The organism is Citrobacter sp. wls716, assembly GCF_005280975.1.
GTDB lineage: Bacteria > Pseudomonadota > Gammaproteobacteria > Enterobacterales > Enterobacteriaceae > Citrobacter > Citrobacter youngae.
In genome coordinates, this window is sequence record NZ_SZWX01000025.1 from 104499 (window position 1) to 126081 (window position 21583).

Sequence of the window (21583 nt, forward strand, 5' to 3'; positions counted from 1 at the left end):
TTATGCCTCACCACCATTATGCTTCGCCTAAATAGGCGCGGATCACGTCCGGGTTGTTACGAATCTGCTCCGGTGTCCCGTTCGCCAGCGGCGTACCCTGGTTCACCACGTAAATACGGTCTGAAATACCCATCACCAGCTTCATGTCGTGCTCAATGAGCAGGATGGTGGTGTCGTGATGATCGCGCAGCTCAGCAATCAGCTCATCCAGCTCTTTGGTTTCTTTCGGGTTAAGACCCGCAGCAGGTTCATCAAGCATCAGAATTTCCGGCTGAGTGACCATGCAACGGATAATCTCAAGACGGCGCTGGTCGCCATAGGCCAGGTTGCTCGCCTGTCGGTTAGCATGCTGCAGCAGGCCGATACGATCAAGCCAGGTGGCGGCGCGGTCCAGCGCTTCATCCTGCGCGCGGCGAAAAGCAGGGGTTTTTAGCAGCCCGGAGAAAACCCCAGCTTTCAGTTGCTGATGCTGCGCCACCAGCAGATTTTCAATCACCGTCATTTCGCGAAACAGACGTACGTGCTGGAAGGTACGCACCACGCCCATACGCGCGATTTGCTGACCCGGTAGTCCTTCCAGGTGCTGGTCGCGCAGCTTAATCGTCCCGCCGGTCGGCTTATAGAACCCGGTCAGGCAGTTGAAGACCGTGGTTTTCCCCGCGCCGTTCGGGCCAATCAGGGAGACTATCTCTTTTTTATGCAAATCCAGAGACACATTGTTGACTGCCAGCAGGCCGCCAAAACGCATCATCAGGCCGCTAACCGATAATAATGGCTGACTCATGCCTGCTCTCCTTTTGCTTCCCCGTTTTTCAGCTTCAACTGTGGACGGGTCATCGGCAGCAAGCCCTGCGGACGCCAGATCATCATCAGTACCATTAAACCACCCAGCATTAACATGCTGTATTCATTGAAATCACGCATCAGCTCGCGTGACACCACCAGCAGGATGGCCGCCAGGATCACCGCAAACTGTGAGCCCATTCCGCCCAGTACCACAATCGCCAGCACAAAGGCCGACTCGGCAAAGGTGAAGGATTCCGGGCTGACAAAGCCCTGGCGCGCGGCAAACAACGTACCGGCAAAACCGGCGAACGCGGCGCTGATGGTAAAGGCGGTCAGCTTGATGCGCGTAGGGTTTAAGCCCAGTGAACGGCAGGCGATTTCATCTTCACGCAACGCTTCCCATGCACGGCCCAGCGGCATACGCAACAGGCGGTTGATGACAAACAGCGAGAAGACCACTAGCAGCAGCGCCACCAGGTAGAGGAAAATCACACGGTCAGAGGGATCGTATTTCACGCCAAAGAAGTTGCTGAAGGTATCCCAGCCGCCCTCACGGGCGCTACGGCTGAATTCAAGACCGAAAAAGGTCGGTTTCGGGATCTGGCTGATACCGTTCGGGCCACCGGTGACTTCAGTATTATTGAGCAACAGGATACGCACGATTTCGCCAAAGCCTAAGGTCACTATTGCCAGGTAGTCGCCGCGCAGACGCAGAACCGGGAAGCCAAGCAGGAATCCTGCCGCCGCCGATACCAATCCCGCCAGCGGCAAACAGGTCCAGAAACCAAGACCGTAATAGTGGTTCAGCAGCGCAAAGGTGTACGCACCAATGGCATAGAAGCCGCCATAGCCCAGCACCAGCAAGCCGGAAAGGCCGACCACCACGTTTAAACCGAGGCCAAGGATGATATAAATCATCGTCAGCGTGGCGATATCCACCGTGCCGCGCGACACCATAAATGGCCATGCGACAGCAATCACCAGCAGCGCCACCAGGAACAGCTTCTGTTTAACGGTGGAGCCGTCAATCGCCGGCAGAATAAACTTCGGCCCGGAGACGCTCTTCAGGCTCTTCTGGAAAACGGGACGCAGCAACTGGAAGAGGAAGACCACGCCAGTACCAATAAACACCCACTGCCAGCGAATATCCGCCGCGGAATCCACCACCAGTTTGGTGCCGTCAAGCTCTAACTGAACGCCCATAAAGACGCCCGCCAGGACAAAGAACATGGCGGCAGAAAGCAGCGCCATTGCAAAATGCATCGGTTTCATACTTTCTCTACCTCCGGGCGACCCAGAATACCGGTCGGCATCACCAGCAGCACCAGAATCAGCAGCGCGAACGACACCACGTCTTTGTATTCAGTACTCAGATAAGCAGAGGAGAGCGCTTCCGCGACGCCCAGAATCAGGCCGCCGATCATCGCCCCAGGAATGCTGCCGATGCCGCCCAGTACCGCTGCGGTAAAGGCCTTCATCCCGGCCATAAAGCCGATGTACGGGTTAATTACGCCATAGAATTGACCGAGCAGCACGCCCGCGACCGCCGCCATTGCCGCGCCAATCACAAAGGTCAGCGCAATCACGCGATCGGTGTTGATGCCGAGCAGGCTGGCCATTTTCAGGTCTTCCGCGCAGGCACGGCAGGCGCGCCCCATACGGGAATAACGGATAAACAGCGTCAGCGCCAGCATCGCCAGGAAGGTTACAATCCAGATAACCAGCTGCATGGTGGTGATGGAAGCAGAGAAGTTTTCGCTACTGCCAACGGTCCACTGGCCATTAAACAGGCTGGGCAGTGCCACATCGCGCGAACCTTCCGTCAGGCTGACGTAGTTTTGCAGGAAGATGGACATCCCGATAGCGGAAATTAGCGCAATCAGGCGCTTGGAGCTGCGCACGGGCCGATACGCCACGCGTTCAATGCTCCAGCCGTAGGCGCTGGCAATCACAATCGCGCCGACGAAGCCCGCCGCGACCAGTAGCCAACTGGAATCAATGCCCATCATCATTAGCGCGGCGATGATCATAAAGGAGACATAACTGCCGATCATATACACCTCGCCGTGGGCGAAGTTGATCATGCCGATAATGCCGTACACCATCGTGTAGCCGATGGCGATCAGCGCGTAGGTGCTTCCCAGCGTGACGCCGTTAAACATCTGCTGCAAGAAATAGAGGAACTGCTCGGACATAAGGTAACCTTTCTTAACCCGCCCGTTTTACACGGGCGGTGGGATAACTCGTCTTCAGGTATTACTTCGCGACGGTCGATGAACCATCCGCGTGCCACTGGAAGACACCAAACTCAAATCCCTTCAAATCGCCTTTTTCGTCCCATTTCAGCGGCCCAATCACGGTATCAGCCCCGTGTGCTTTCAGATCTTTCACCAGGTCCAGCGGCTCTTTGCTACCGCTACGATCCATTGCGGTCGCCAATGACTGGACGGCTGCATAAGTGATCCACACGTACGGTCCAGTTGGATCTTTCTTGTCAGCTTTGAGCGCATCGACGATAGCTTTATTCGCCGGATCCTGGTCATAGCGTTTTGGCATGGTCACCAGCATGCCTTCAGCGGCATCACCGGCAATGTTAGACAGCGACGCATTGCCGACGCCCTCTGGTCCCATAAACTGGGTTTTCAGCCCGACGGAACGTGCCTGGCGCAGCATTTGCCCCATTTCCGGGTAGTAGCCGCCGTAATAAACAAAGTCGATATTTTCTTTTTTCAGGCGAGCGATCAGCGCAGAGAAATCTTTTTCCCCGGCGGTGATACCGTCAAAGAAAACGATGTTGGCTTTACCTGCTTTCAGGCTGTCCTGCACCGAACGCGCCAGGCCTTCACCGTACTGCTGTTTGTCATGAATGATGGCGATACGCTGTGGCTTCACCTGCTCCAGGATGTATTTCGCGGCAGTCGGCCCCTGAGAGGAGTCCAGGCCCGCTGTACGCATAATGTGAGCGTAACCGCGCTGGGTCAGTTCCGGGTTTGTGGCGCCCGGAGAAATCATCAGAATGCCTTCATCTTCATAGATATCTGATGCGGGCTGCGTGGAAGATGAGCACAGATGTCCAATAACGTACTGAATGCCGTCGTTGACGATTTTGTTCGCTACCGCAACAGCCTGTTTCGGATCGCAGGCATCGTCATATTCCACGGCGACCAGCTTGTCGCCTTTGATCCCACCTTTGGCATTGATATCTTTAATCGCCTGACGTGCGCCATTAAATTCCATATCGCCCCACTGCGCGACCGGACCTGACATCGCGCCAACAACAGCGACCTTGATATCCTCCGCCATGACAGCGTGCGACATTGCCAGTGCTATCACCCCTGCGATGATTGTTTTCGCATTCCGTTTCATTACCTGAATCCCCATTCGTGACGTAATTAATATTTTGTATTTATGTGGTTAAAAAGCAGTCTGTGCTTTTTTTGAACTGCACTATTTTTACCAGTCTCATTAATGGTTTAGCGCAGTCATTTAAGCAAAATCAGGCTAAAATCTCTATTTTTCAGTCGATTAAGAAAAGATAATATTCTGCTTTTCGCTATAGATAAACAAAAAAAAGCACGTTTGTCAGCATAAAATAACGGTACAAAGAGCCGAATAAAATGCTGCATTCCAGGGTATTATTCTGCCTGTTTTTCAATCTCTACGGTTTCAAACTGTCATTACTGTTGTTACAAAATTATTAATCTGGTTATTCACATAAAAAAGAGAAAGCATCCGGACGAATTATTTCGGTACACTCATTCCATCTTTTGTGATTTGGACATGCTGTTAATGAAGCTGACCATCGTTCGTTTAGAAAACTTCAGTGATCAGGATCTCATCGATCTTGGCAAAATCTGGCCGGAATATTCCGCCTCATCATTAAGCGTAGATGAAACGCACCGGATCTATGCAGCACGCTTTAACGAGCGCCTGCTTGGCGCAGTACGTGTCACCCTGAGCGGCACGCAAGGCGCATTAGATTCATTGCGCGTACGCGATATCACCCGCCGTCGCGGTGTGGGCCAGTATTTGATCGAAGAAGTGATCCGGGAAAACCCTGACGTGAGTTCATGGTGGATGGCCGACGTCGGCGTTGAAGACCGCAGCGTGATGGCCGCGTTTATGCAGGCGTTAGGGTTTACGGCCCAGGAAAATGGCTGGGAGAAGCGCTAAAAAACAGTCCCCAGCCAGTTGTATTACTCGCATTTTCCCAAGAATTTTGTGTTGCAGGAAGGCGGCAAGTTATGAAATCCCCGGGAGCTTACATAAGTAAGTGACCGGGGTTGAATAACACAGCCAACGCACCTGCAGCGCAAAAGGCGCCGGGAAAATTACTTGGCGTCTGTCGCCGTCCCGTTGGCATGCCAGTCAAACACGCCAAATTCGAAGCCTTTCAGGTCGCCCTTCGCATCCCATGACAGAGGCCCCATTACGGTTTCCACTGAGTTTGCTTTCAGGTATTTGGCAATTTCAGCCGGGTCGTCAGACTGGTTCAGACCGGCCTGCAAGGATTGCAGCGCGGCGTAGGTGGTCCATACGAATGCACCGCTCGGATCCTGTTTCTTGGCTTTGATCGCATCCACAATCGGTTTGTTTGCCGGAACCTGATCGTAGTTCTTCGGTTTCGTTACCAGTAAGCCTTCTGCAGACTCACCCGCGATGTTAGACAGCGACACGTTCGCTACCCCTTCAGGTCCCATAAACTGAGTTTTCAGACCCGCGGCGCGAGACTGGCGCAGGATCTGCCCCATTTCCGGATGGTAACCGCCGTAGTAAACGAAATCGATATTCTCTTTCTTCAAACGCGCCACCAGCGTAGAGAAATCTTTCTCACCGGCGGTGATCCCGTCAAAGAACACCACGTCAGCGTTAGCCTTCTTGAGGTTGTCCTGCACGGAACGCGCCAGGCCTTCACCGTACTGTTGTTTGTCGTGAACGATCGCAATGCGCTTCGGCTTCACTTTTTCAACGATATATTTGGCGGCCGTTGGGCCCTGATCGGAATCCAGACCAGTGGTACGTAACACCAGGTTATAGCCGCGTGCGGTCAGCTCTGGCGCCGTTGCCGCTGGGGTAATCATCAGAATGCCTTCGTCTTCATAGATATCTGACGCAGGCTGAGTGGAGGAAGAACACAGGTGGCCGATAACGTATTTAATCCCGTCGTTGACCACTTTGTTAGCAACCGCTACCGCTTGTTTCGGGTCACAGGCATCGTCATATTTCACCATGACCAGTTTGTCGCCTTTCACGCCGCCTTTGGCATTGATATCTGCAATCGCCTGCTCTGCGCCAGTAAATTCCTGATCGCCATACTGCGCTACCGGACCGGACATCGCGCCGACGACAGCAACTTTAATATCCTTAGCAAACGCCATATTGCTCAAAGACAGGGCGATACATCCTGCCAATAACGCTTTACCCTTCATATTCATCCTGACAATCCCCATTATTGTGGTTATTACGTGTGTTGTGATGTTGTTGTTCAGCACTTTATTTCAATTATTGGATAGCTGCCCGTGCTTTAGCAGCATACTCTGCTAAAACATACCCGATTTTTATTATTTTGGAATAGCTAAATTTGACATGCAGATAACAACTTGATGACAAAAAGCATAGAACGTCAGGAGAGAGCAGGAGAGATAAAAACAAAAAACCCCGGATTTTCATCCAGGGTTTATCAGCATTTTCAGTTTGGCAGAAAGTTTACGCTTCGATCGCCGCACGCAGTTTTTTCATCGCGTTCTTTTCAAGCTGACGAACACGTTCAGCGGAAACGCCGTAGCGATCGGCCAGTTCCTGCAACGTCGACTTGTTGTCTTCGTCCAGCCAGCGGGCACGAATGATGTCCTGGCTACGCTCGTCCAGACCTTCCATGGCGTGGGTCAGTTTGTTCGCAGCCTGATCTTCCCAGTTGTCTTCTTCAATGCCGTCGGCAAAGTTAGAAGATTTATCCTGCAGATACAGCACCGGGGCCATCGGCTGGCTGTCGGACTCGTCGTCCGAAGACATGTCAAACGTCATGTCTTGCGCCGCCATACGGGATTCCATTTCGCGCACGTCTTTGCTGGAAACACCCAGCTCACGAGCAACCATTTCAACTTCGTCCTGGTTAAACCAGCCCAGACGCTGCTTGGTTTTGCGCAGGTTAAAGAACAGCTTACGCTGTGCTTTGGTGGTCGCGACTTTCACGATACGCCAGTTACGCAGAACGTATTCGTGGATCTCGGCTTTGATCCAATGCACGGCGAAGGAGACCAGACGCACACCCACTTCCGGGTTGAAACGGCGCACGGCTTTCATCAGGCCGATATTACCTTCCTGAATCAGATCCGCCTGCGGCAGGCCATAGCCCGCGTAGTTACGAGCAACATGAACAACAAAGCGCAGGTGAGACAGGATCAGCGTTTTAGCTGCTTCCAGATCGCCCTGGTAATGCAGCTTTTCAGCCAGCGCCCGCTCCTCGTCAGCCGACAACATCGGCCACGCGTTCGCAGCCCGGATGTAAGACTCCAGGTTACCAACAGGGGCTAAAGCTAAATTTTGCATTTCTTTGGTCATTCAAATCCTCTCAATCTTTGTCATCTGGCGTTGGTAAAAACCAATAGCAACAACCATGCCAGAGCTTATGAGCAACGAGAATATCATTCAATCTTTTATCAGACAGTGATTTTATCCACAAGTTCCATGTCGTAATGTGTATAAATTACGCACAAAATGTGACATCACGATGAATGCGCCGGGAAGAGAAAACAGGGCTCTTTCCCTGCAGAGCGAACTACTCAGTGCAGGGAAAGATTATACCAGAGATTTTTTAATCGGGGGTAAAGTGGCGTAAATGTTGAACCGTGGCAAGCCAGGCTGCCACCCAGCCAATCATTGAGCATACCAGCAGGAGTAGCAAGCACTCATCGAATGATAAGCCGTTGATATCAAACTTCGTTCCGAAAACCTGTGCCACTTCAGTCACCGCTGATGACAGGCGCATCACCAAAATTTCTGACAAAATCAGTGAAAGAAATGCGCCGGAAAAACCCAGCAGCGCGCCGCCGTAAAGGAACGGACGCAGGATAAATCCATCCGTCGCACCAATCAGTTTCTGTACGTTAATGGTATCGCGACGCGCAAAAATGCTCAGACGCACGCTGTTACCGATGACGAGGAAGACCGCCGCCACCATCAGCACGCCAATCATCGCGGAAACGCGCCCGACCAGGCCCGTTAACGCCGCCAGTCGTGCAAACCAGCTGTCATCCATCCGCACTTCATCAATACCGTTGATTTGTGCGATGCGGTCACGCAGCGTGTTTAGCGACTCCGTACCCTGGAAGTCCAGTTTCGGGATCACCACCGCCACGGCGGGCAGCGGGTTCTCTTCCAGCATATCCAGCGCGCCGCCAAAGCCAGACCAGTTACGGAATTCGCCCAGCGCATCGTCACGGGAGAGGTAATTCACTTTCTCCACGCCCTGTTCGGCCTGTAACTGCCCCACCACACGTGCCGCCGCATCATCATCCAGCGTTTTTTGCAGATATACGGTGATCTGCGGGGACGGGTAATACTGGCTTGCCGCCTGGTTCACGTTCTTGTAGACCATGTAACAAACACTTGGCAACGTCAGTGAGATAGCGATAACCATCACCGTCAGAAATGTCGCCAACGGTTTACTTTTCAGGTCCTGTAACGCCCCCTGAAACGCATAACGTACCTGCTCGTTAAAGACGTTGGTTTTACGCGAGTTCGGTTTTGGCGACGCTTTCGCACGTTTTGGCGCGTTGCGACCGCCATCACCCGGCGCGCCGCCCGATTTACGAAAGCGATCCAGTCGTCCACCGAACTGTTTGATTTGATTGATAGCGTCACGCCTATTCATGCGCCAGGCCTCCATGCAGGTGTCCGTCACTCAGGACAAGCTGGCGATAAGAACGACGGGAGATCAGCCCAATATCGTGCGTCGCCATTAATACCGTTACCCCGACGCGATTAAACTCTTCGAACAGACGCAGGATCCCTTCTGACAGCGCGTCATCCAGGTTCCCCGTCGGTTCATCCGCCAGCAGTACCGCAGGCTTGTTCACCACCGCGCGGGCGATGCCCACACGCTGCTGTTCACCGCCGGAGAGTTGAATCGGGAAGTTCTTCGCTTTGTCCAACAGCCCGACCTTATCCAGTGCCGCTGACACGCGACGACGAATATCGTCCCCGCTGGCACCCGCAATGATCAGTGGGATTGCCACGTTGTCGAAGACGGTTCTGTCCATCAACAGGTGGTGATCCTGAAAAATCATGCCAATCTGACGACGCAGAAACGGCACTTCACGGTTTTTCAAACGGCTAATGTCATGCCCGCTGAAGTAGATTTTCCCGGCACTGGGCCGTTCAATTCCACAGATCAGCTTCAGCAGGGTACTTTTACCCGCGCCAGAGTGGCCGGTCAGAAACGCCATCTCGCCAGGCTGCATATGGAATGTGACTCCCTGCAGCGCTTGTCTCCCACCGAGATAGGCCTTGCTGACATGTTCAAAGCGAATCATTGTTAATCCTCTCGGGCAAAAAGTGCCTCTATAAAATCGCCCGCTTTAAACGGACGTAAATCCTCGATACGTTCGCCCACACCGATATAGCGGATAGGGATGCCAAACTGATCGGCAACCGAGAAAATGACCCCGCCCTTCGCCGTACCATCCAGCTTGGTCAGAGTGATACCGGTTAAGCCCACCGCTTCATGGAACAGTTTGGCCTGGCTTATCGCATTCTGCCCGGTGCTGGCGTCGATAGTCAGCATAACTTCATGCGGCGCATCAACGTCCAGCTTCTTCATCACGCGAACGATTTTTTTCAATTCTTCCATCAGGTGCGATTTATTCTGCAAACGCCCTGCGGTATCAGCGATCAGCACGTCTACGTTACGCGCCTTCGCCGCCTGGATGGCGTCAAAGATAACGGACGCAGAATCTGCGCCGGTGTGCTGAGCAATCACCGGAATATTGTTACGCTGACCCCAGACCTGCAGCTGTTCTACCGCCGCCGCACGGAAAGTATCGCCCGCCGCCAGCATCACCGATTTACCCTGCTGCTCAAACTGACGCGCCAGCTTACCGATAGTGGTGGTTTTACCCACGCCGTTAACGCCAACCATTAAGATAACAAATGGCGTCTTACCCTCAACATTCAGTGGTTCGTCAACCTTCGCCAGAATCTCACCCATCTCATCTTTCAGCAGGCCGTACAACGCTTCTGCATCTTTGAGCTGCTTGCGGCTGGCGCCTTCTGTCAGATTTGCAATGATCTTGCGGGTTGTTTCTACGCCCACATCGGCGATCAGCAGTTGCTCTTCCAACTCTTCAAACAGATCATCGTCGATCTTTTTACCACGGAACAGACTGATAAATCCGGAACCGAGGTTTTCTTTTGTTTTCAGCAGGCTACGCTTCAGGCGCGCAAAGAAACCTTCTTTGGTTGGTTTTTCCTGCTCCTGAACCACCTCTTCTTCTGCCGATTCTTCTACAGCAGGTTCTTCTGGCGGCTCCACCATAACCGCTTCTTCAGCAGCCTCAGCGGCCAGCGCCTGTGCTTCCAGTTCTTCGTCGGTCAGTTGCGGCTCGTTTTCAGCTTCTTCTTCAACCGCCTCAACGATTTCTACGGTTTCCGCTTCGGCCTGCCACTCTTCGGCAGAAACGTCTTCGGCTTTCACCTCTTCCGGCAGCGGTAATTCTTCGTGTTCGATAACCACCGCCGCTGGCGTTTCCACTACAGTTTCAGCAACGGGTTCAACAACCGGCTCAATTTCCGGCTGCGCTTGTTCGGCGACAGGTTCTTCTTCCGGCTGCAGTTTTTCGATTTCCGCAACCTGTTCAGTGACTTCAACGACTTCAGCTGCAAAGGCTTCTGTTTCCGCCTCGCTATGCGTTTCCTGCGCGCGTGACGGCTCATCAACGACGGTAGCTTCTTCAGTAACCGGTTGTTGTTCTTCGTTTTTTACTTCTGTCTCGTTTTCCGGTGCCTGCTCTTTTTGACCAAAGCCCAGCCAGGAAAAAAAGCCACGTTTTTTCTCTTTCGCCATTTGCGACTACACTCCCCCGCTGTTGCTTCATGGCACAGCGTCAACGCTATGTACATAGCAGCTAAAAAAATGATGAAATAGTCTATCACTTAACTTAACTCACATCACCGCCTGGAATGACATGCTATAGGCGGATTGAGCAATAATAGAAATGAAAAAACCGAATCACTCTGGCAGCGGACAGATCCGCATTATTGGCGGGCAATGGCGAGGCCGTAAACTCCCGGTTCCGGACAGCCCCGGACTGCGTCCGACCACCGACCGCGTACGCGAAACGCTGTTTAACTGGCTGGCTCCGGTGATGGTCGATGCCCGTTGCCTTGATTGCTTTGCCGGCAGCGGCGCGTTGGGTCTGGAAGCACTCTCCCGCTATGCGGCAGATGCCACGCTGCTGGAGATGGATCGCGCGGTATCTCAGCAGTTGCAAAAGAATCTCGCCACGCTGAAAGCACCCCATGCCCGCGTGGTCAACACCAATACCCTGACATTTTTGGCCCAGGCCGGTACGCCGCATAACGTGGTGTTTGTGGATCCGCCGTTTCGTAAAGGATTACTGGAAGAAACATTAACTCTTCTGGAAACTCGCGGCTGGCTGGCAAATGAAGCGTATATTTACGTGGAAAGCGAAGTTGAAAACGGTTTGCCGCCGGTTCCGGTTAACTGGTCGTTATACCGAGAAAAAGTGGCTGGGCAGGTTGCTTATCGTCTGTATCAACGTGAAGCACAAGGAGAGCAACATGCTGATTAATCTGGGACGTCTGTTGATGCTGTGTGTCTGGGCATTCCTGCTACTGAATATTTTTCAACCGTTCCCACGTCCGCTCAATATCTTCGTGAATGTGGCTCTGGTGTTTATGGTGCTGATGCACGGCATGCAGTTGGCGCTACTGAAATCAACCATGCCGAAAGATGGCCCACAGATGACCACCGGCGAGAAAGTGCGTATTTTTCTGTTCGGCGTCTTTGAGTTACTGGTGTGGCAGAAGAAGATTAAAGATCAGCTGAAGAAGTAACTGCGATCTTTTCGCCCGGCGGAACGTAGCGAGCCGGGGCGAAAAAATCTGTAGGCCGGATAAGGCGTAAACCGCCATCCGGCATCAGCCAAATGAAACCTTAGCGTTCAAGCGTAAAATCAACAAAACGCGAACCTTTGTAGCTCAGCGTGCCTTTATCCCCGACCGTTAGCGCATGGTACTGCTGAGCATCCAGACGAAACGTCTGCTCCAGGCCGCCGTTTTGTGGCTTAAAGCTGGCTTCATAGCGCATGCTGGTGCCCGCCGGGCTCACTTCCTGTTGACGGGAGCGTCGGTCGTTTAGCGGCTTTTCCCGCTTATTCGTCACCACCACCTGCTTTTGCACCAGCGGCGCGGCATCATTATCCGCTTTTTCACGTCGCTGCTGAACAAAGCGAAACGACGCGGCGACAACGATTAAGACAATGATAACAATGAAAAAAAGTGGTGGCTTGCTCATATTATTAACCCATCAGAAAATGCGGAAATAAGCATACATTGCCCGTTATGGTGTTGTCATCTGGCAGTGTCGACCTCTACACTGGACAGTAGAGCCGTGAGCACCCCGCTTACGAAAAAATAACGAATTCAAGGAACTAAGATGCTTTGGTCGTTTATCGCTGTCTGCCTTTCCGCATGGTTGTTCGTGGATGCTTCCTATCGTGGGCCTGCCTGGCAACGCTGGGTCTTTAAACCCCTGACGTTACTCCTGCTGGCGCTGCTGGCCTGGCAGGCGCCAATGTTTAACGCTATCAGTTACCTGGTACTGGCCGGCTTGCTGGCTTCACTGCTGGGCGACGCGCTGACGCTATTGCCGCGCCAACGCCTGCTGTACGCAGTTGGGGCATTCTTCCTGTCACACCTGCTGTATACCATTTACTTCGCCAGCCAAATGACGCTGTCGTTCTTCTGGCCTTTACCGCTGGTGCTGCTGGTGTTAGGTGCGTTGCTGATTGCTGTGATTTGGACGCGCCTGGAAGAGTTGCGCATCGCTATTTGTACCTTTATTGGCATCACGCTGATGATGGTCTGGATGGCTGGCGAACTATGGTTCTTCCGCCCAACCGCTCCGGCGCTGTCGGCATTTATGGGCGCATCGCTCCTGTTCATCGGCAATATTGTCTGGCTGGGTAGCCATTACCGTCGCCGCTTCCGCGCCGATAACGCCATTGCCGCCGCCTGCTACTTCGCCGGACATTTCCTGATTGTTCGTTCGTTGTATCTTTAAAATGCTTGACTCTGGAGTCGACTCCAGAGTGTATCCTCCGGTTAATACGAAATGATTATCAATCGGAGGATGCCATGTCGACACCCGATACCAATGGCAAAAAAGCCCCACAATTCTCTTCTTTCAAGCCAGCGCCTGCGCCAAAGAAGGCTGATGACTGCTGCTGCGAAGGAACTTGCTCCACTACGCCACCCGTATCCGATACCGTTGACGGGACTCGCTATTCCTGGAAAGTGGCAGGCATGGACTGCGCGGCCTGCGCCCGAAAAGTAGAGAATGCGGTCCGCCAGGTCAGCGGCGTTAACCAGGTTCAGGTGCTGTTTGCCACCGAAAAACTGGTGGTCGACGCCGGTTCCGATATCCGCCAGCAAGTTGAAAATGCGGTGCAGAAAGCAGGCTATACCCTGCGTGATGAGCAGGCACCAGAAGAAGCCCCCGAATCGCGGTTTAAAGAAAATCTGCCACTGATTTCGCTGATTATCATGATGGCGATTAGCTGGGGGCTGGAGCAGTTCAATCATCCCTTCGGTCAGATAGCGTTTATCGCCACCACCCTGGTCGGTCTGTACCCCATTGCCCGTCAGGCTCTGCGTCTGATGAAAACCGGCAGCTACTTTGCCATTGAAACATTAATGAGCGTGGCCGCCATCGGCGCACTGTTTATCGGCGCGACGGCGGAAGCCGCCATGGTACTGCTGCTGTTTTTAATCGGCGAGCGTCTGGAAGGATGGGCTGCCAGCCGTGCCCGTAAAGGGGTTAGCGCGCTGATGGCGCTCAAACCGGAAACCGCCACGCGCCTGCGTAACGGCGAGCGCGAAGAGGTGGCTATTAATAGCCTCCGCCCTGGCGATGTTATCGAAGTGGCCGCGGGTGGGCGTTTACCTGCCGACGGCAAACTGGTTTCCGGCTTTGCCAGTTTTGATGAAAGCGCCCTGACCGGCGAATCGATCCCGGTTGAACGCGCCACCGGCGAGAAAGTCCCGGCAGGCGCCACCAGCGTGGATCGTCTGGTTACGCTGGAAGTGCTCTCCGAACCGGGCGCCAGCGCCATTGACCGTATTTTGAAGTTGATTGAAGAAGCGGATGAACGTCGCGCCCCCATTGAGCGTTTTATTGACCGTTTCAGCCGAATTTACACCCCAGCCATTATGGCGGTTGCGCTGCTGGTTACCCTTGTACCACCGCTACTGTTTGCCGCATCCTGGCAGGAGTGGATTTATAAAGGGCTGACGCTGCTGCTGATTGGCTGCCCATGTGCACTGGTAATTTCAACCCCCGCAGCCATTACCTCTGGTCTTGCCGCCGCGGCGCGTCGTGGCGCGCTAATCAAAGGCGGGGCCGCGCTGGAACAGTTGGGAAGAGTCACGCAGGTGGCGTTTGATAAAACGGGTACTCTGACCGTGGGTAAACCGCGCGTCACAGCGATTCACCCGGCGAGCGGTATTGGCGAGGCTGAACTGCTGGCGCTGGCGGCAGCGGTAGAGCAAGGCGCGACACACCCGCTGGCGCAGGCGATTGTTCGGGAAGCACAAACGCGCGAACTGGCTATACCTGTCGCGAAAGAACAGCGCGCATTAGTCGGATCTGGCATTGAAGCGCGGGTCGACGGCGAGCGCGTGCTGATTTGCGCCGCCGGGAAGCAACCTGCCGACGCTTTTGCCGGGCAGATAAGCGAGCTGGAAAGCGCGGGCCAAACGGTGGTGCTGGTGCTGCGTAACGATGCCGTTCTCGGCGTGCTGGCCTTACAGGACACGCTGCGCGACGACGCTCGCAGCGCTATCGCCGAGCTTGATCAGATTGGCGTGAAAGGCGTGATCCTGACCGGTGATAACCCACGTGCGGCCGCCGCCATTGCCGGCGAACTGGGCCTTGAATTCAAAGCGGGGCTATTGCCGGAAGATAAAGTGCAGGCCGTTTCCCATCTTAACCAACAGTCGCCGCTGGCGATGGTTGGCGACGGCATCAACGACGCTCCGGCGATGAAAGCAGCCACCATCGGTATTGCCATGGGGAGCGGAACCGACGTCGCGCTGGAAACCGCCGATGCCGCCCTGACCCACAACCGCCTGCGTGGTCTGGTGCAAATGATTCAACTGGCGCGGGCCACCCACGCCAATATTCGCCAGAACATTGCGATTGCGTTGGGTCTGAAGGGGATTTTCCTCGTCACCACGCTGCTCGGGATAACCGGACTGTGGCTGGCGGTACTGGCAGATACGGGGGCGACGGTACTGGTGACTGCTAACGCGCTGCGGTTGTTACGTAAAGGATAGTTTTTGCCGGATGACGGCGTTGCCTTATCCGGCCTACGGGTTACACGTTCTTTGTTTGCCGGATAAGCGTTAGCGCCATCCGGCAAACAAAACTACTGACCTTTACGCAGCAGATAGCGGTACGGCAGCGAGTCGGTCTCTTTAGCCACCAGCTCATGCTCCATAAAGGTACAGAAGCCAGGAATATCGCGGGTTGTTGCCGGATCGTCGGCGACAATCAGCAGTGTTTCACCAGCCTGCATGCCACGTACGGTTTTACGCACCATCATCACCGGTTCCGGGCAGCGCAGTCCCTGGGCATCAAGAGTATGGTCGGGGGAAGTAAACAGGTCGCTCATCGTCGTCTCATTCATACAAAAACGGCGTTATTTTACGCTCTGTTGTGGCGTAAGCCAATCAGGTTAACGATTGCGTGAAAAACAACCATTGCAATGTGCTCTTAAAGCAGTATCATGCGACGGTTTTTTATTGGGTTCCCTCACCCCATCCAACAAAAAGGTCACAATATGACTCCGTTTACACAAACTCAGCGCGTAAAAGCGTTGTTCTGGCTATCGCTATTTCATCTGCTGGTGATCACCTCCAGCAACTATCTGGTGCAGCTTCCAATCTCCATTTTTGGTTTCCATACCACATGGGGCGCGTTTAGCTTTCCGTTTATTTTCCTTTCCACCGACCTGACCGTGCGTATTTTTGGCGCGCCGTTGGCACGACGCATCATCTTTGCGGTGATGATCCCCGCGCTGCTGATCTCCTATGTCGTTTCATCCCTGTTTTATATGGGATCATGCCAGGGATTTGGCGCACTGCTGCACTTTAACCTGTTTGTCGCCCGTATCGCCGCCGCCAGCTTTATGGCTTACGCGCTGGGACAAATTCTGGATGTGCATGTCTTTAACCGCCTGCGTCAGAACCGTCGCTGGTGGCTGGCGCCAACGGCGTCCACGCTGTTTGGCAACATCAGCGATACGTTGGCCTTCTTCTTTATCGCTTTCTGGCGCAGCCCGGATGCCTTTATGGCCGAGCACTGGATGGAAATCGCGCTGGTCGATTACTGTTTCAAGGTGCTGATCAGCATTATTTTCTTCCTGCCGATGTACGGCGTGCTGCTGAATATGTTGCTGAAAAGGCTGGCAGATAAATCCGAAATCGCTGCATTGCAGACGAGTTAAAGGTTCATTTTCCGAGTTGTGATAAGATGGACGAATGAGCCGTTATGGCCGTTTATCGAAAGGAAGAAGTCAATGCGCAATCTGGTTAAATATGTCGGTATTGGCCTGCTGGTTATGGGGCTTGCGGCCTGTGATAATAGCGATACAAAAGCGCCAGCAGAGAAAGCTGCCGCAGAAAGTAGCGCCAGCGGACAACCGGTCAGCCTGCTGGACGGCAAACTCAGTTTTTCCCTGCCAGCGGATATGACCGATCAGAGCGGCAAGCTGGGCACTCAGGCGAACAATATGCACGTCTATTCTGACGCAACCGGCCAGAAAGCGGTGATTGTGATTGTTGGCGACAACACCAACGAAGACCTGGCTGTGCTGGCAAAACGTCTGGAAGATCAGCAGCGTAGCCGTGACCCGCAGCTGCAGGTCGTCACCAATAAATCTATTGAGCTGAAAGGCCACACGCTGCAGCAGTTAGACAGCATCATCTCGGCTAAAGGCCAGACCGCTTACTCTTCTGTGGTGTTGGGCAAAGTGGATAACCAACTGCTGACCCTGCAAATCACGCTGCCTGCTGACGATCAGCAAAAGGCGCAGACTACCGCAGAAAACATCATTAACACGCTGGTTATCCAGTAACGGTTAAGACGATGACGCGGCCTCCGGTGACACCACCTGAGGCCGTTTTTTTAACCGCCAGGTCAGCAATAACGCCACCGCCACCAGCCCTGCTGCCGCCAGATAGATAACCGGCACGCCTGCCCACGTCATTACCAGCCCAGCCAGCGGCCCGGTAACACCCAACGATAAATCCATAAATACCGTGTAGGTCGCCAGCGCAGCGCCCTGGTTTTGCTGTGGGACCGCTTTTACCGCCACCACGCCCAGCGCCGGGAAAACCAGCGAGAACCCGGCCCCGGCCAGCAGAACGCCAATTTTCGCCATCCACGGCATGGAAGCCATCCCGACCAGCAGCAGCCCGACAATCTCGACGCTAAAGCAAATCATCGCCACATTCAGCCCGCCTAACCGGTTGATACCATTTGGGAACAACAGTCGAGTGCCGACAAACGTGCAGCTAAAAAGCGTCAGCGCGAAAGCTGCGCCGTCCCAGCCTTTGGCATCATAAAACAGGGTAATAAACGTGGCGATCACCCCAAATCCAGCGGAGGCCAGCGCCAGCGCCATGCCGTACAACCAGACGCGTCCGAGCACCGCGCGAAACGGCAACGGTTTGCCTTTGCTGGCCTTTACCGCCGGACGAGGGAGCGCCAGCAATATTGCCAGCAGCGCCACGCCCATTACCGTCAGCGCCAGCCCCTGTAAGCCCCCCCAGGCATAAAACAGAACGCCCAGCGGGGCGCCAATCGCCATCGCGCCATAAGTGACAATACCGTTCCATGAAATCACCCGTCCAATGTGCATTGAACCCACAACCCCTACGCCCCACAGCGTAGAGCCAGTCCCGGCAAAGCTTTGCCCGATCCCAAGGATCACGCGACCCAGGCATAGCAGCAGCAAACTGGCCAACGGCCAGTCGTTCGTTGAGCCAGCCAGTAAATAGCCCAGACCACTTAAAAAACAGCCGCACAGTCCGAATACCACAATCTTTTTCGGCCCCAGCAGATCGGCATAGCGACCGGCATGCGGACGGCTCAGCAGCGTAGCGAAATATTGCAGGCTGATGACCAGTCCAGCCCAAAAGGCGCTGAATCCCATCACATCATGGACGTAGCCCGGCAATACCGCGAGCGGCAGGCCGATGGTCAGATAGCTGGCGAAGTTAAACATCACCACGGAGACAATGCGCAGATTAAGGCGTAAACCGCTCAGCGTCGGTTCAGCGACGGGTTCGGGCATGGAGGGTCACCACATATTCACAACAGTGTTTCATTTCTACCATGTTGCAGCCCAGAAATCAGTAACCAGATTAGGAATATCGGCAGCAAGCCAGCCGCTACACTTAATGCAAAAATGCACACAGGAAGAAGACATGACAACCATTCAGCCTGACAAAACAGGTTTGCACATTTTACTTAAACTGGCCGCGCTGGTGGTGATCCTCGCCGGTATTCATGCCGCGGCGGATATCATTGTGCAACTGCTGCTGGCTCTCTTTTTTGCCATTGTGTTGAATCCGCTGGTCACCTGGTTTATTCGCCGGGGAGTACGTCGCCCGGTAGCCATTACGCTCGTAGTGGTGGTCATGCTGTTCGTCCTCACGGCACTGATCGGCGTTCTGGCGTCTTCGATCACGGAATTCATGGCTATGCTACCCAAATACAATAAGGAGCTGACGCGCAAAGTCCTGTATCTGCAAGAGATGGTGCCCTTTCTGAATTTGCATATGTCGCCAGAGCGCATCCTGCAACGTATCGATTCCGATAAACTCATGACCTTCACCACCACACTGATGACCAGCCTCTCTGGCGCCATGGCCAGCGTCGTTCTGCTGGTGATGACGGTCGTCTTTATGCTGTTTGAGGTGCGCCATGTTCCTTATAAGCTGCGCTTTGCGCTGAACAACCCACAAATCCATATTGCAGGGCTGCATCGGGCGCTCAAGGGCGTATCTCACTATCTGGCACTGAAAACGTTGCTCAGCCTATGGACTGGCGCTATCGTCTGGCTGGGACTGGCGCTGATGGGGATTCAGTTTGCTCTGATGTGGGGCGTGTTGGCCTTCCTGCTCAATTATGTGCCCAATATAGGCTCGGTTATTTCCGCCGTCCCACCGATGATTCAGGCGCTGCTGTTCAACGGCATTTACGAATGCGTACTGGTTGGCGCGCTGTTTCTGGTGGTGCATATGGTGATTGGCAATATCCTCGAGCCGCGCATGATGGGGCATCGCCTGGGATTATCGACGCTAATCGTCTTCCTCTCTCTGTTGGTATGGGGATGGCTGCTCGGCCCGGTAGGCATGCTGCTCTCTGTGCCGTTAACCAGCGTGTGTAAAATCTGGATGGAAACCACCACCGGTGGCAGCAAACTGGCCATTTTGCTGGGTCCCGGCAGACCCAAAAGTCGGCTACCCTGAAAAACTACCAACCGAGGTAGTTTTTATCTTTTTATATGCCCGTTAAACTGATATCCATACAGGTATATATCGCAATTTATCTTAAATAAAGAGTGAAAAGGATTTCATTTTTTAATAAAGAAAATACATAAGTCAACGTACGGATGTCTTTGCCAAACCACATAAGAATAATGAATCCCCCCACAGAATTTAACTCAAACTATCTGCCTATATTTAAAGGTTATTTTATTTGATACGTTTTATCTAAAAATCTATACTTCTCGCCGATGATTACGCTGAAAAATTTCCGTTGAAGAAAGTCACCGAATATTACCATCCGGCAACCTCATCGCCTTGCTATCGGACACGTGAAATAAAATGCTGATTTAGCTTAAACAAAATCACGGGAGCTGCAGGGTGATCATTATTTCGAAGCTTATTATTAAACACGTATAAACAGTACTTTGAGAGGGAGTTTTAATGAAACAGTATATTAAGTGGTTTGCGGCCATTGCCGTTGTCGGTGCGCTGGCGGGATGTGCACGTACTGCGCCGATCGATCAAGTTCACACCAGCGTAAGCGCGGGGCACACTCAGGATCAGGTTAAAACCGCCATTCTGAAAGCGGGCATTCAACGCCAATGGGTCATGTCTGAAGCCGGTCCTGGTGTCATTAAAGCACGCCAACAAACCCGCGATCATGTGGCTGAAGTCCGTATCACCTATACCGCCACCAGCTATGACATTAAATACGACAGCAGCCTTAACCTGCAGGCTTCTGGTGGAAAAATTCATAAAAACTACAACCGCTGGGTACGCAATCTGGATAAAGACATCCAGCTCAATCTGTCAGCCGGTGCCAATCTGTAATTACGCCTAAAGTCGGGCCGAAAAGGCCCGATACTCTTACTCTCTGCCATTTAACAGGTTGTCCCCACATGTACGAACAGGATTCGCTTAGCGCACTGGATGCCATTACTGAAGCACAACGTATCGCCTTTGCCCCTATGCTTTTTCAAACCGCGTTGTGTCTGCGAAATGCGGGAGTACTCACCTGGCTGGACAAGCAAGGTAAACGCGGCGCCACGCTCGACGAAATTACCGAAAACAGCACCATCAACGAATATGCCGCCAGCATCCTGTTGGATATGGGGTTAAGTGGGCGAATTATTACCCACAAAGAAGGATATTATTACCTCGCTAAAGTCGGCCACTTCCTTTTACATGACACGATGACGCGTGTGAATATGGATTTCACCCAGGATGTTTGTTATCAGGGACTGTTCTATCTGGAGAATGCGCTGAAAGAAGGGAAGCCCGCGGGATTAAAAATTTTTGGCGACTGGCCAACAATCTATCCTGCACTGTCGCAATTACCCCTGGCTGCGCGTGAAAGTTGGTTCGCTTTCGATCATTACTATTCAGATGGCGCATTTGATGCCGCATTGCCATATGTATTCGCCAGCGCCCCTGCAACCCTGTACGATGTCGGCGGAAATACCGGGAAATGGGCATTACGTTGTTGTCAACATGATGACAATATTGCAGTCACTCTATTAGATTTGCCGCAACAAATTGCACTTGCCCGCGAAAATATCGAAAATACGGGATTATCCCATCGCATAAATTTCCATGCTGTGGATATGCTTAGCGACTCGCCTTTACCCGCAGAGGCAGATATCTGGTGGATGAGCCAATTTCTGGACTGTTTTTCCCCGGAACAAATTATCGCCATTCTGAGCAACATTGCTCGGGTGATGAAACCGGGCGCGAAGCTGTGCATTATGGAACTGTTTTGGGATGCCCAAAAATTTGAAGCGGCCTCATTTAGCCTGAATGCGTCTTCGCTTTATTTTACCTGTATGGCGAATGGCAACAGCCGCTTCTACAGCGTAGAGAAGTTTTATCACTATCTGAATCAGGCAGGTTTTCAGGTAGATGAACGCCACGACAACTTAGGTGTTGGGCATACTTTATTGATATGTCAGAAGAAAAAATAAGAAACAATCGGAACAACCGATTTACCGCGGATACGCGT

Annotated in this window: 22 protein-coding genes; 10 read left to right on the forward strand and 12 right to left on the reverse strand. The window is 53.1% G+C overall.

Features of this window, described 5'->3' with window-relative positions:
• Nucleotides 1-16 precede the first annotated feature (16 nt).
• The 4 genes from livG to livK all read right to left on the reverse strand — a co-directional run bounded on the left by livG (nt 17) and on the right by livK (nt 4152).
• Nucleotides 17-784, reverse strand: a complete 768-nt coding sequence (gene livG / locus FDX24_RS08410) for a high-affinity branched-chain amino acid ABC transporter ATP-binding protein LivG (protein ID WP_048213581.1) — start codon at nt 782-784, stop codon at nt 17-19.
• Nucleotides 781-2058 carry a branched chain amino acid ABC transporter permease LivM gene (livM, locus tag FDX24_RS08415; protein WP_121585159.1) on the reverse strand — a complete coding sequence of 426 codons (1278 nt, stop codon included), beginning with the start codon at nt 2056-2058 and terminating at the stop codon, nt 781-783. The genes livG and livM overlap by 4 nt, the downstream gene beginning before the upstream one ends.
• On the reverse strand, nt 2055-2981 hold the full coding sequence (livH, locus tag FDX24_RS08420; protein WP_003023435.1) for a high-affinity branched-chain amino acid ABC transporter permease LivH: 927 nt from the start codon (nt 2979-2981) through the stop codon (nt 2055-2057). The genes livM and livH overlap by 4 nt, the downstream gene beginning before the upstream one ends.
• A 61-nt stretch (nt 2982-3042) precedes the next feature.
• On the reverse strand, nt 3043-4152 hold the full coding sequence (gene livK, locus FDX24_RS08425) for a high-affinity branched-chain amino acid ABC transporter substrate-binding protein LivK (protein ID WP_086523487.1): 1110 nt from the start codon (nt 4150-4152) through the stop codon (nt 3043-3045).
• Nucleotides 4153-4575: 423 nt separating this feature from the next.
• On the opposite strand from livK, the gene panM reads away from it, so the two are divergent.
• Nucleotides 4576-4959, forward strand: coding sequence for an aspartate 1-decarboxylase autocleavage activator PanM (gene panM, locus FDX24_RS08430; protein WP_115602373.1), 384 nt, complete (start codon nt 4576-4578; stop codon nt 4957-4959).
• 158 nt (nt 4960-5117) lie between these two features.
• Here the strand turns inward: panM and livJ are convergent, their stop codons facing one another.
• The 5 genes from livJ to ftsY all read right to left on the reverse strand — a co-directional run bounded on the left by livJ (nt 5118) and on the right by ftsY (nt 10849).
• Nucleotides 5118-6221 (reverse strand): branched chain amino acid ABC transporter substrate-binding protein LivJ, encoded by a 1104-nt coding sequence (livJ, locus tag FDX24_RS08435; RefSeq protein WP_140168316.1) that lies wholly within the window; start codon nt 6219-6221, stop codon nt 5118-5120.
• A gap of 271 nt (nt 6222-6492) precedes the next feature.
• Nucleotides 6493-7347: an RNA polymerase sigma factor RpoH gene (gene rpoH / locus FDX24_RS08440; protein ID WP_003023425.1), complete on the reverse strand. Its 855-nt coding sequence runs from the start codon at nt 7345-7347 to the stop codon at nt 6493-6495.
• 253 nt (nt 7348-7600) lie between these two features.
• Nucleotides 7601-8659: a permease-like cell division protein FtsX gene (ftsX, locus tag FDX24_RS08445; protein WP_048213585.1), complete on the reverse strand. Its 1059-nt coding sequence runs from the start codon at nt 8657-8659 to the stop codon at nt 7601-7603.
• The gene (ftsE, locus tag FDX24_RS08450) at nt 8652-9320 is read right to left on the reverse strand and encodes a cell division ATP-binding protein FtsE (protein WP_006687468.1); all 669 of its coding nucleotides are present in this window, start codon (nt 9318-9320) and stop codon (nt 8652-8654) included. Before ftsE ends, ftsX begins: the two co-directional genes overlap by 8 nt.
• A gap of 2 nt (nt 9321-9322) precedes the next feature.
• The gene (gene ftsY, locus FDX24_RS08455) at nt 9323-10849 is read right to left on the reverse strand and encodes a signal recognition particle-docking protein FtsY (protein WP_137364129.1); all 1527 of its coding nucleotides are present in this window, start codon (nt 10847-10849) and stop codon (nt 9323-9325) included.
• Nucleotides 10850-11000: 151 nt separating this feature from the next.
• Here ftsY and rsmD point away from each other — a divergent pair, with 151 nt between their 5' ends.
• Both rsmD and FDX24_RS08465 read left to right on the forward strand, forming a co-directional pair.
• Nucleotides 11001-11597 carry a 16S rRNA (guanine(966)-N(2))-methyltransferase gene (gene rsmD / locus FDX24_RS08460; protein WP_048213587.1) on the forward strand — a complete coding sequence of 199 codons (597 nt, stop codon included), beginning with the start codon at nt 11001-11003 and terminating at the stop codon, nt 11595-11597.
• Nucleotides 11587-11862: a DUF1145 family protein gene (locus tag FDX24_RS08465; RefSeq protein WP_137364130.1), complete on the forward strand. Its 276-nt coding sequence runs from the start codon at nt 11587-11589 to the stop codon at nt 11860-11862. Before rsmD ends, FDX24_RS08465 begins: the two co-directional genes overlap by 11 nt.
• Nucleotides 11863-11962: 100 nt before the next feature.
• On the opposite strand, the gene FDX24_RS08470 is transcribed toward FDX24_RS08465, so the two are convergent.
• Entirely contained in the window at nt 11963-12322 is a 360-nt protein-coding gene (locus tag FDX24_RS08470) for a DUF2500 domain-containing protein (RefSeq protein ID WP_115642734.1), read from the reverse strand.
• 141 nt (nt 12323-12463) lie between these two features.
• Here FDX24_RS08470 and FDX24_RS08475 point away from each other — a divergent pair, with 141 nt between their 5' ends.
• Together FDX24_RS08475 and zntA are read left to right on the forward strand one after the other, a co-directional pair.
• Nucleotides 12464-13090 carry a lysoplasmalogenase gene (locus tag FDX24_RS08475; protein WP_101742580.1) on the forward strand — a complete coding sequence of 209 codons (627 nt, stop codon included), beginning with the start codon at nt 12464-12466 and terminating at the stop codon, nt 13088-13090.
• 74 nt (nt 13091-13164) lie between these two features.
• A complete protein-coding gene (gene zntA, locus FDX24_RS08480) occupies nt 13165-15363 on the forward strand; it encodes a Zn(II)/Cd(II)/Pb(II) translocating P-type ATPase ZntA (protein WP_137364131.1) in 2199 nt (732 codons plus the stop codon).
• A 92-nt stretch (nt 15364-15455) separates the two neighbouring features.
• On the opposite strand, the gene tusA is transcribed toward zntA, so the two are convergent.
• Complete coding sequence (gene tusA, locus FDX24_RS08485) at nt 15456-15701, reverse strand: sulfurtransferase TusA (RefSeq protein ID WP_005121576.1); 246 nt, start codon at nt 15699-15701, stop codon at nt 15456-15458.
• Nucleotides 15702-15869: 168 nt separating this feature from the next.
• Between tusA and FDX24_RS08490 the strand changes: the two genes are divergently transcribed.
• Together FDX24_RS08490 and FDX24_RS08495 are read left to right on the forward strand one after the other, a co-directional pair.
• The gene (locus FDX24_RS08490; RefSeq protein WP_137364132.1) at nt 15870-16535 is read left to right on the forward strand and encodes a 7-cyano-7-deazaguanine/7-aminomethyl-7-deazaguanine transporter; all 666 of its coding nucleotides are present in this window, start codon (nt 15870-15872) and stop codon (nt 16533-16535) included.
• 72 nt (nt 16536-16607) lie between these two features.
• Entirely contained in the window at nt 16608-17165 is a 558-nt protein-coding gene (locus FDX24_RS08495) for a DcrB family lipoprotein (protein ID WP_101742578.1), read from the forward strand.
• 3 nt (nt 17166-17168) lie between these two features.
• Here the strand turns inward: FDX24_RS08495 and FDX24_RS08500 are convergent, their stop codons facing one another.
• A complete protein-coding gene (locus FDX24_RS08500; RefSeq protein WP_137364133.1) occupies nt 17169-18386 on the reverse strand; it encodes an MFS transporter in 1218 nt (405 codons plus the stop codon).
• A 133-nt stretch (nt 18387-18519) separates the two neighbouring features.
• Here FDX24_RS08500 and FDX24_RS08505 point away from each other — a divergent pair, with 133 nt between their 5' ends.
• The 3 genes from FDX24_RS08505 (at nt 18520) to FDX24_RS08515 (ending at nt 21545) form a co-directional block, all read left to right on the forward strand.
• Nucleotides 18520-19566 carry an AI-2E family transporter gene (locus FDX24_RS08505; RefSeq protein WP_048213592.1) on the forward strand — a complete coding sequence of 349 codons (1047 nt, stop codon included), beginning with the start codon at nt 18520-18522 and terminating at the stop codon, nt 19564-19566.
• Nucleotides 19567-20037: 471 nt separating this feature from the next.
• The gene (locus FDX24_RS08510; protein ID WP_122973906.1) at nt 20038-20415 is read left to right on the forward strand and encodes a hypothetical protein; all 378 of its coding nucleotides are present in this window, start codon (nt 20038-20040) and stop codon (nt 20413-20415) included.
• A gap of 68 nt (nt 20416-20483) precedes the next feature.
• Nucleotides 20484-21545 (forward strand): class I SAM-dependent methyltransferase, encoded by a 1062-nt coding sequence (locus tag FDX24_RS08515; RefSeq protein ID WP_040231691.1) that lies wholly within the window; start codon nt 20484-20486, stop codon nt 21543-21545.
• Nucleotides 21546-21583: the final 38 nt, after the last annotated feature.

Coding starts and splice junctions, on each gene's coding strand:
- livG (WP_048213581.1), bottom strand. CDS start 784: ATGAGTCAGCCATTATTATCGGTTAGCGGCCTGATGATGCGTTTTGGC.
- livM (WP_121585159.1), bottom strand. CDS start 2,058: ATGAAACCGATGCATTTTGCAATGGCGCTGCTTTCTGCCGCCATGTTC.
- livH (WP_003023435.1), bottom strand. CDS start 2,981: ATGTCCGAGCAGTTCCTCTATTTCTTGCAGCAGATGTTTAACGGCGTC.
- livK (WP_086523487.1), bottom strand. CDS start 4,152: ATGAAACGGAATGCGAAAACAATCATCGCAGGGGTGATAGCACTGGCA.
- panM (WP_115602373.1), top strand. CDS start 4,576: ATGAAGCTGACCATCGTTCGTTTAGAAAACTTCAGTGATCAGGATCTC.
- livJ (WP_140168316.1), bottom strand. CDS start 6,221: ATGAATATGAAGGGTAAAGCGTTATTGGCAGGATGTATCGCCCTGTCT.
- rpoH (WP_003023425.1), bottom strand. CDS start 7,347: ATGACCAAAGAAATGCAAAATTTAGCTTTAGCCCCTGTTGGTAACCTG.
- ftsX (WP_048213585.1), bottom strand. CDS start 8,659: ATGAATAGGCGTGACGCTATCAATCAAATCAAACAGTTCGGTGGACGA.
- ftsE (WP_006687468.1), bottom strand. CDS start 9,320: ATGATTCGCTTTGAACATGTCAGCAAGGCCTATCTCGGTGGGAGACAA.
- ftsY (WP_137364129.1), bottom strand. CDS start 10,849: ATGGCGAAAGAGAAAAAACGTGGCTTTTTTTCCTGGCTGGGCTTTGGT.
- rsmD (WP_048213587.1), top strand. CDS start 11,001: ATGAAAAAACCGAATCACTCTGGCAGCGGACAGATCCGCATTATTGGC.
- FDX24_RS08465 (WP_137364130.1), top strand. CDS start 11,587: ATGCTGATTAATCTGGGACGTCTGTTGATGCTGTGTGTCTGGGCATTC.
- FDX24_RS08470 (WP_115642734.1), bottom strand. CDS start 12,322: ATGAGCAAGCCACCACTTTTTTTCATTGTTATCATTGTCTTAATCGTT.
- FDX24_RS08475 (WP_101742580.1), top strand. CDS start 12,464: ATGCTTTGGTCGTTTATCGCTGTCTGCCTTTCCGCATGGTTGTTCGTG.
- zntA (WP_137364131.1), top strand. CDS start 13,165: ATGTCGACACCCGATACCAATGGCAAAAAAGCCCCACAATTCTCTTCT.
- tusA (WP_005121576.1), bottom strand. CDS start 15,701: ATGAGCGACCTGTTTACTTCCCCCGACCATACTCTTGATGCCCAGGGA.
- FDX24_RS08490 (WP_137364132.1), top strand. CDS start 15,870: ATGACTCCGTTTACACAAACTCAGCGCGTAAAAGCGTTGTTCTGGCTA.
- FDX24_RS08495 (WP_101742578.1), top strand. CDS start 16,608: ATGCGCAATCTGGTTAAATATGTCGGTATTGGCCTGCTGGTTATGGGG.
- FDX24_RS08500 (WP_137364133.1), bottom strand. CDS start 18,386: ATGCCCGAACCCGTCGCTGAACCGACGCTGAGCGGTTTACGCCTTAAT.
- FDX24_RS08505 (WP_048213592.1), top strand. CDS start 18,520: ATGACAACCATTCAGCCTGACAAAACAGGTTTGCACATTTTACTTAAA.
- FDX24_RS08515 (WP_040231691.1), top strand. CDS start 20,484: ATGTACGAACAGGATTCGCTTAGCGCACTGGATGCCATTACTGAAGCA.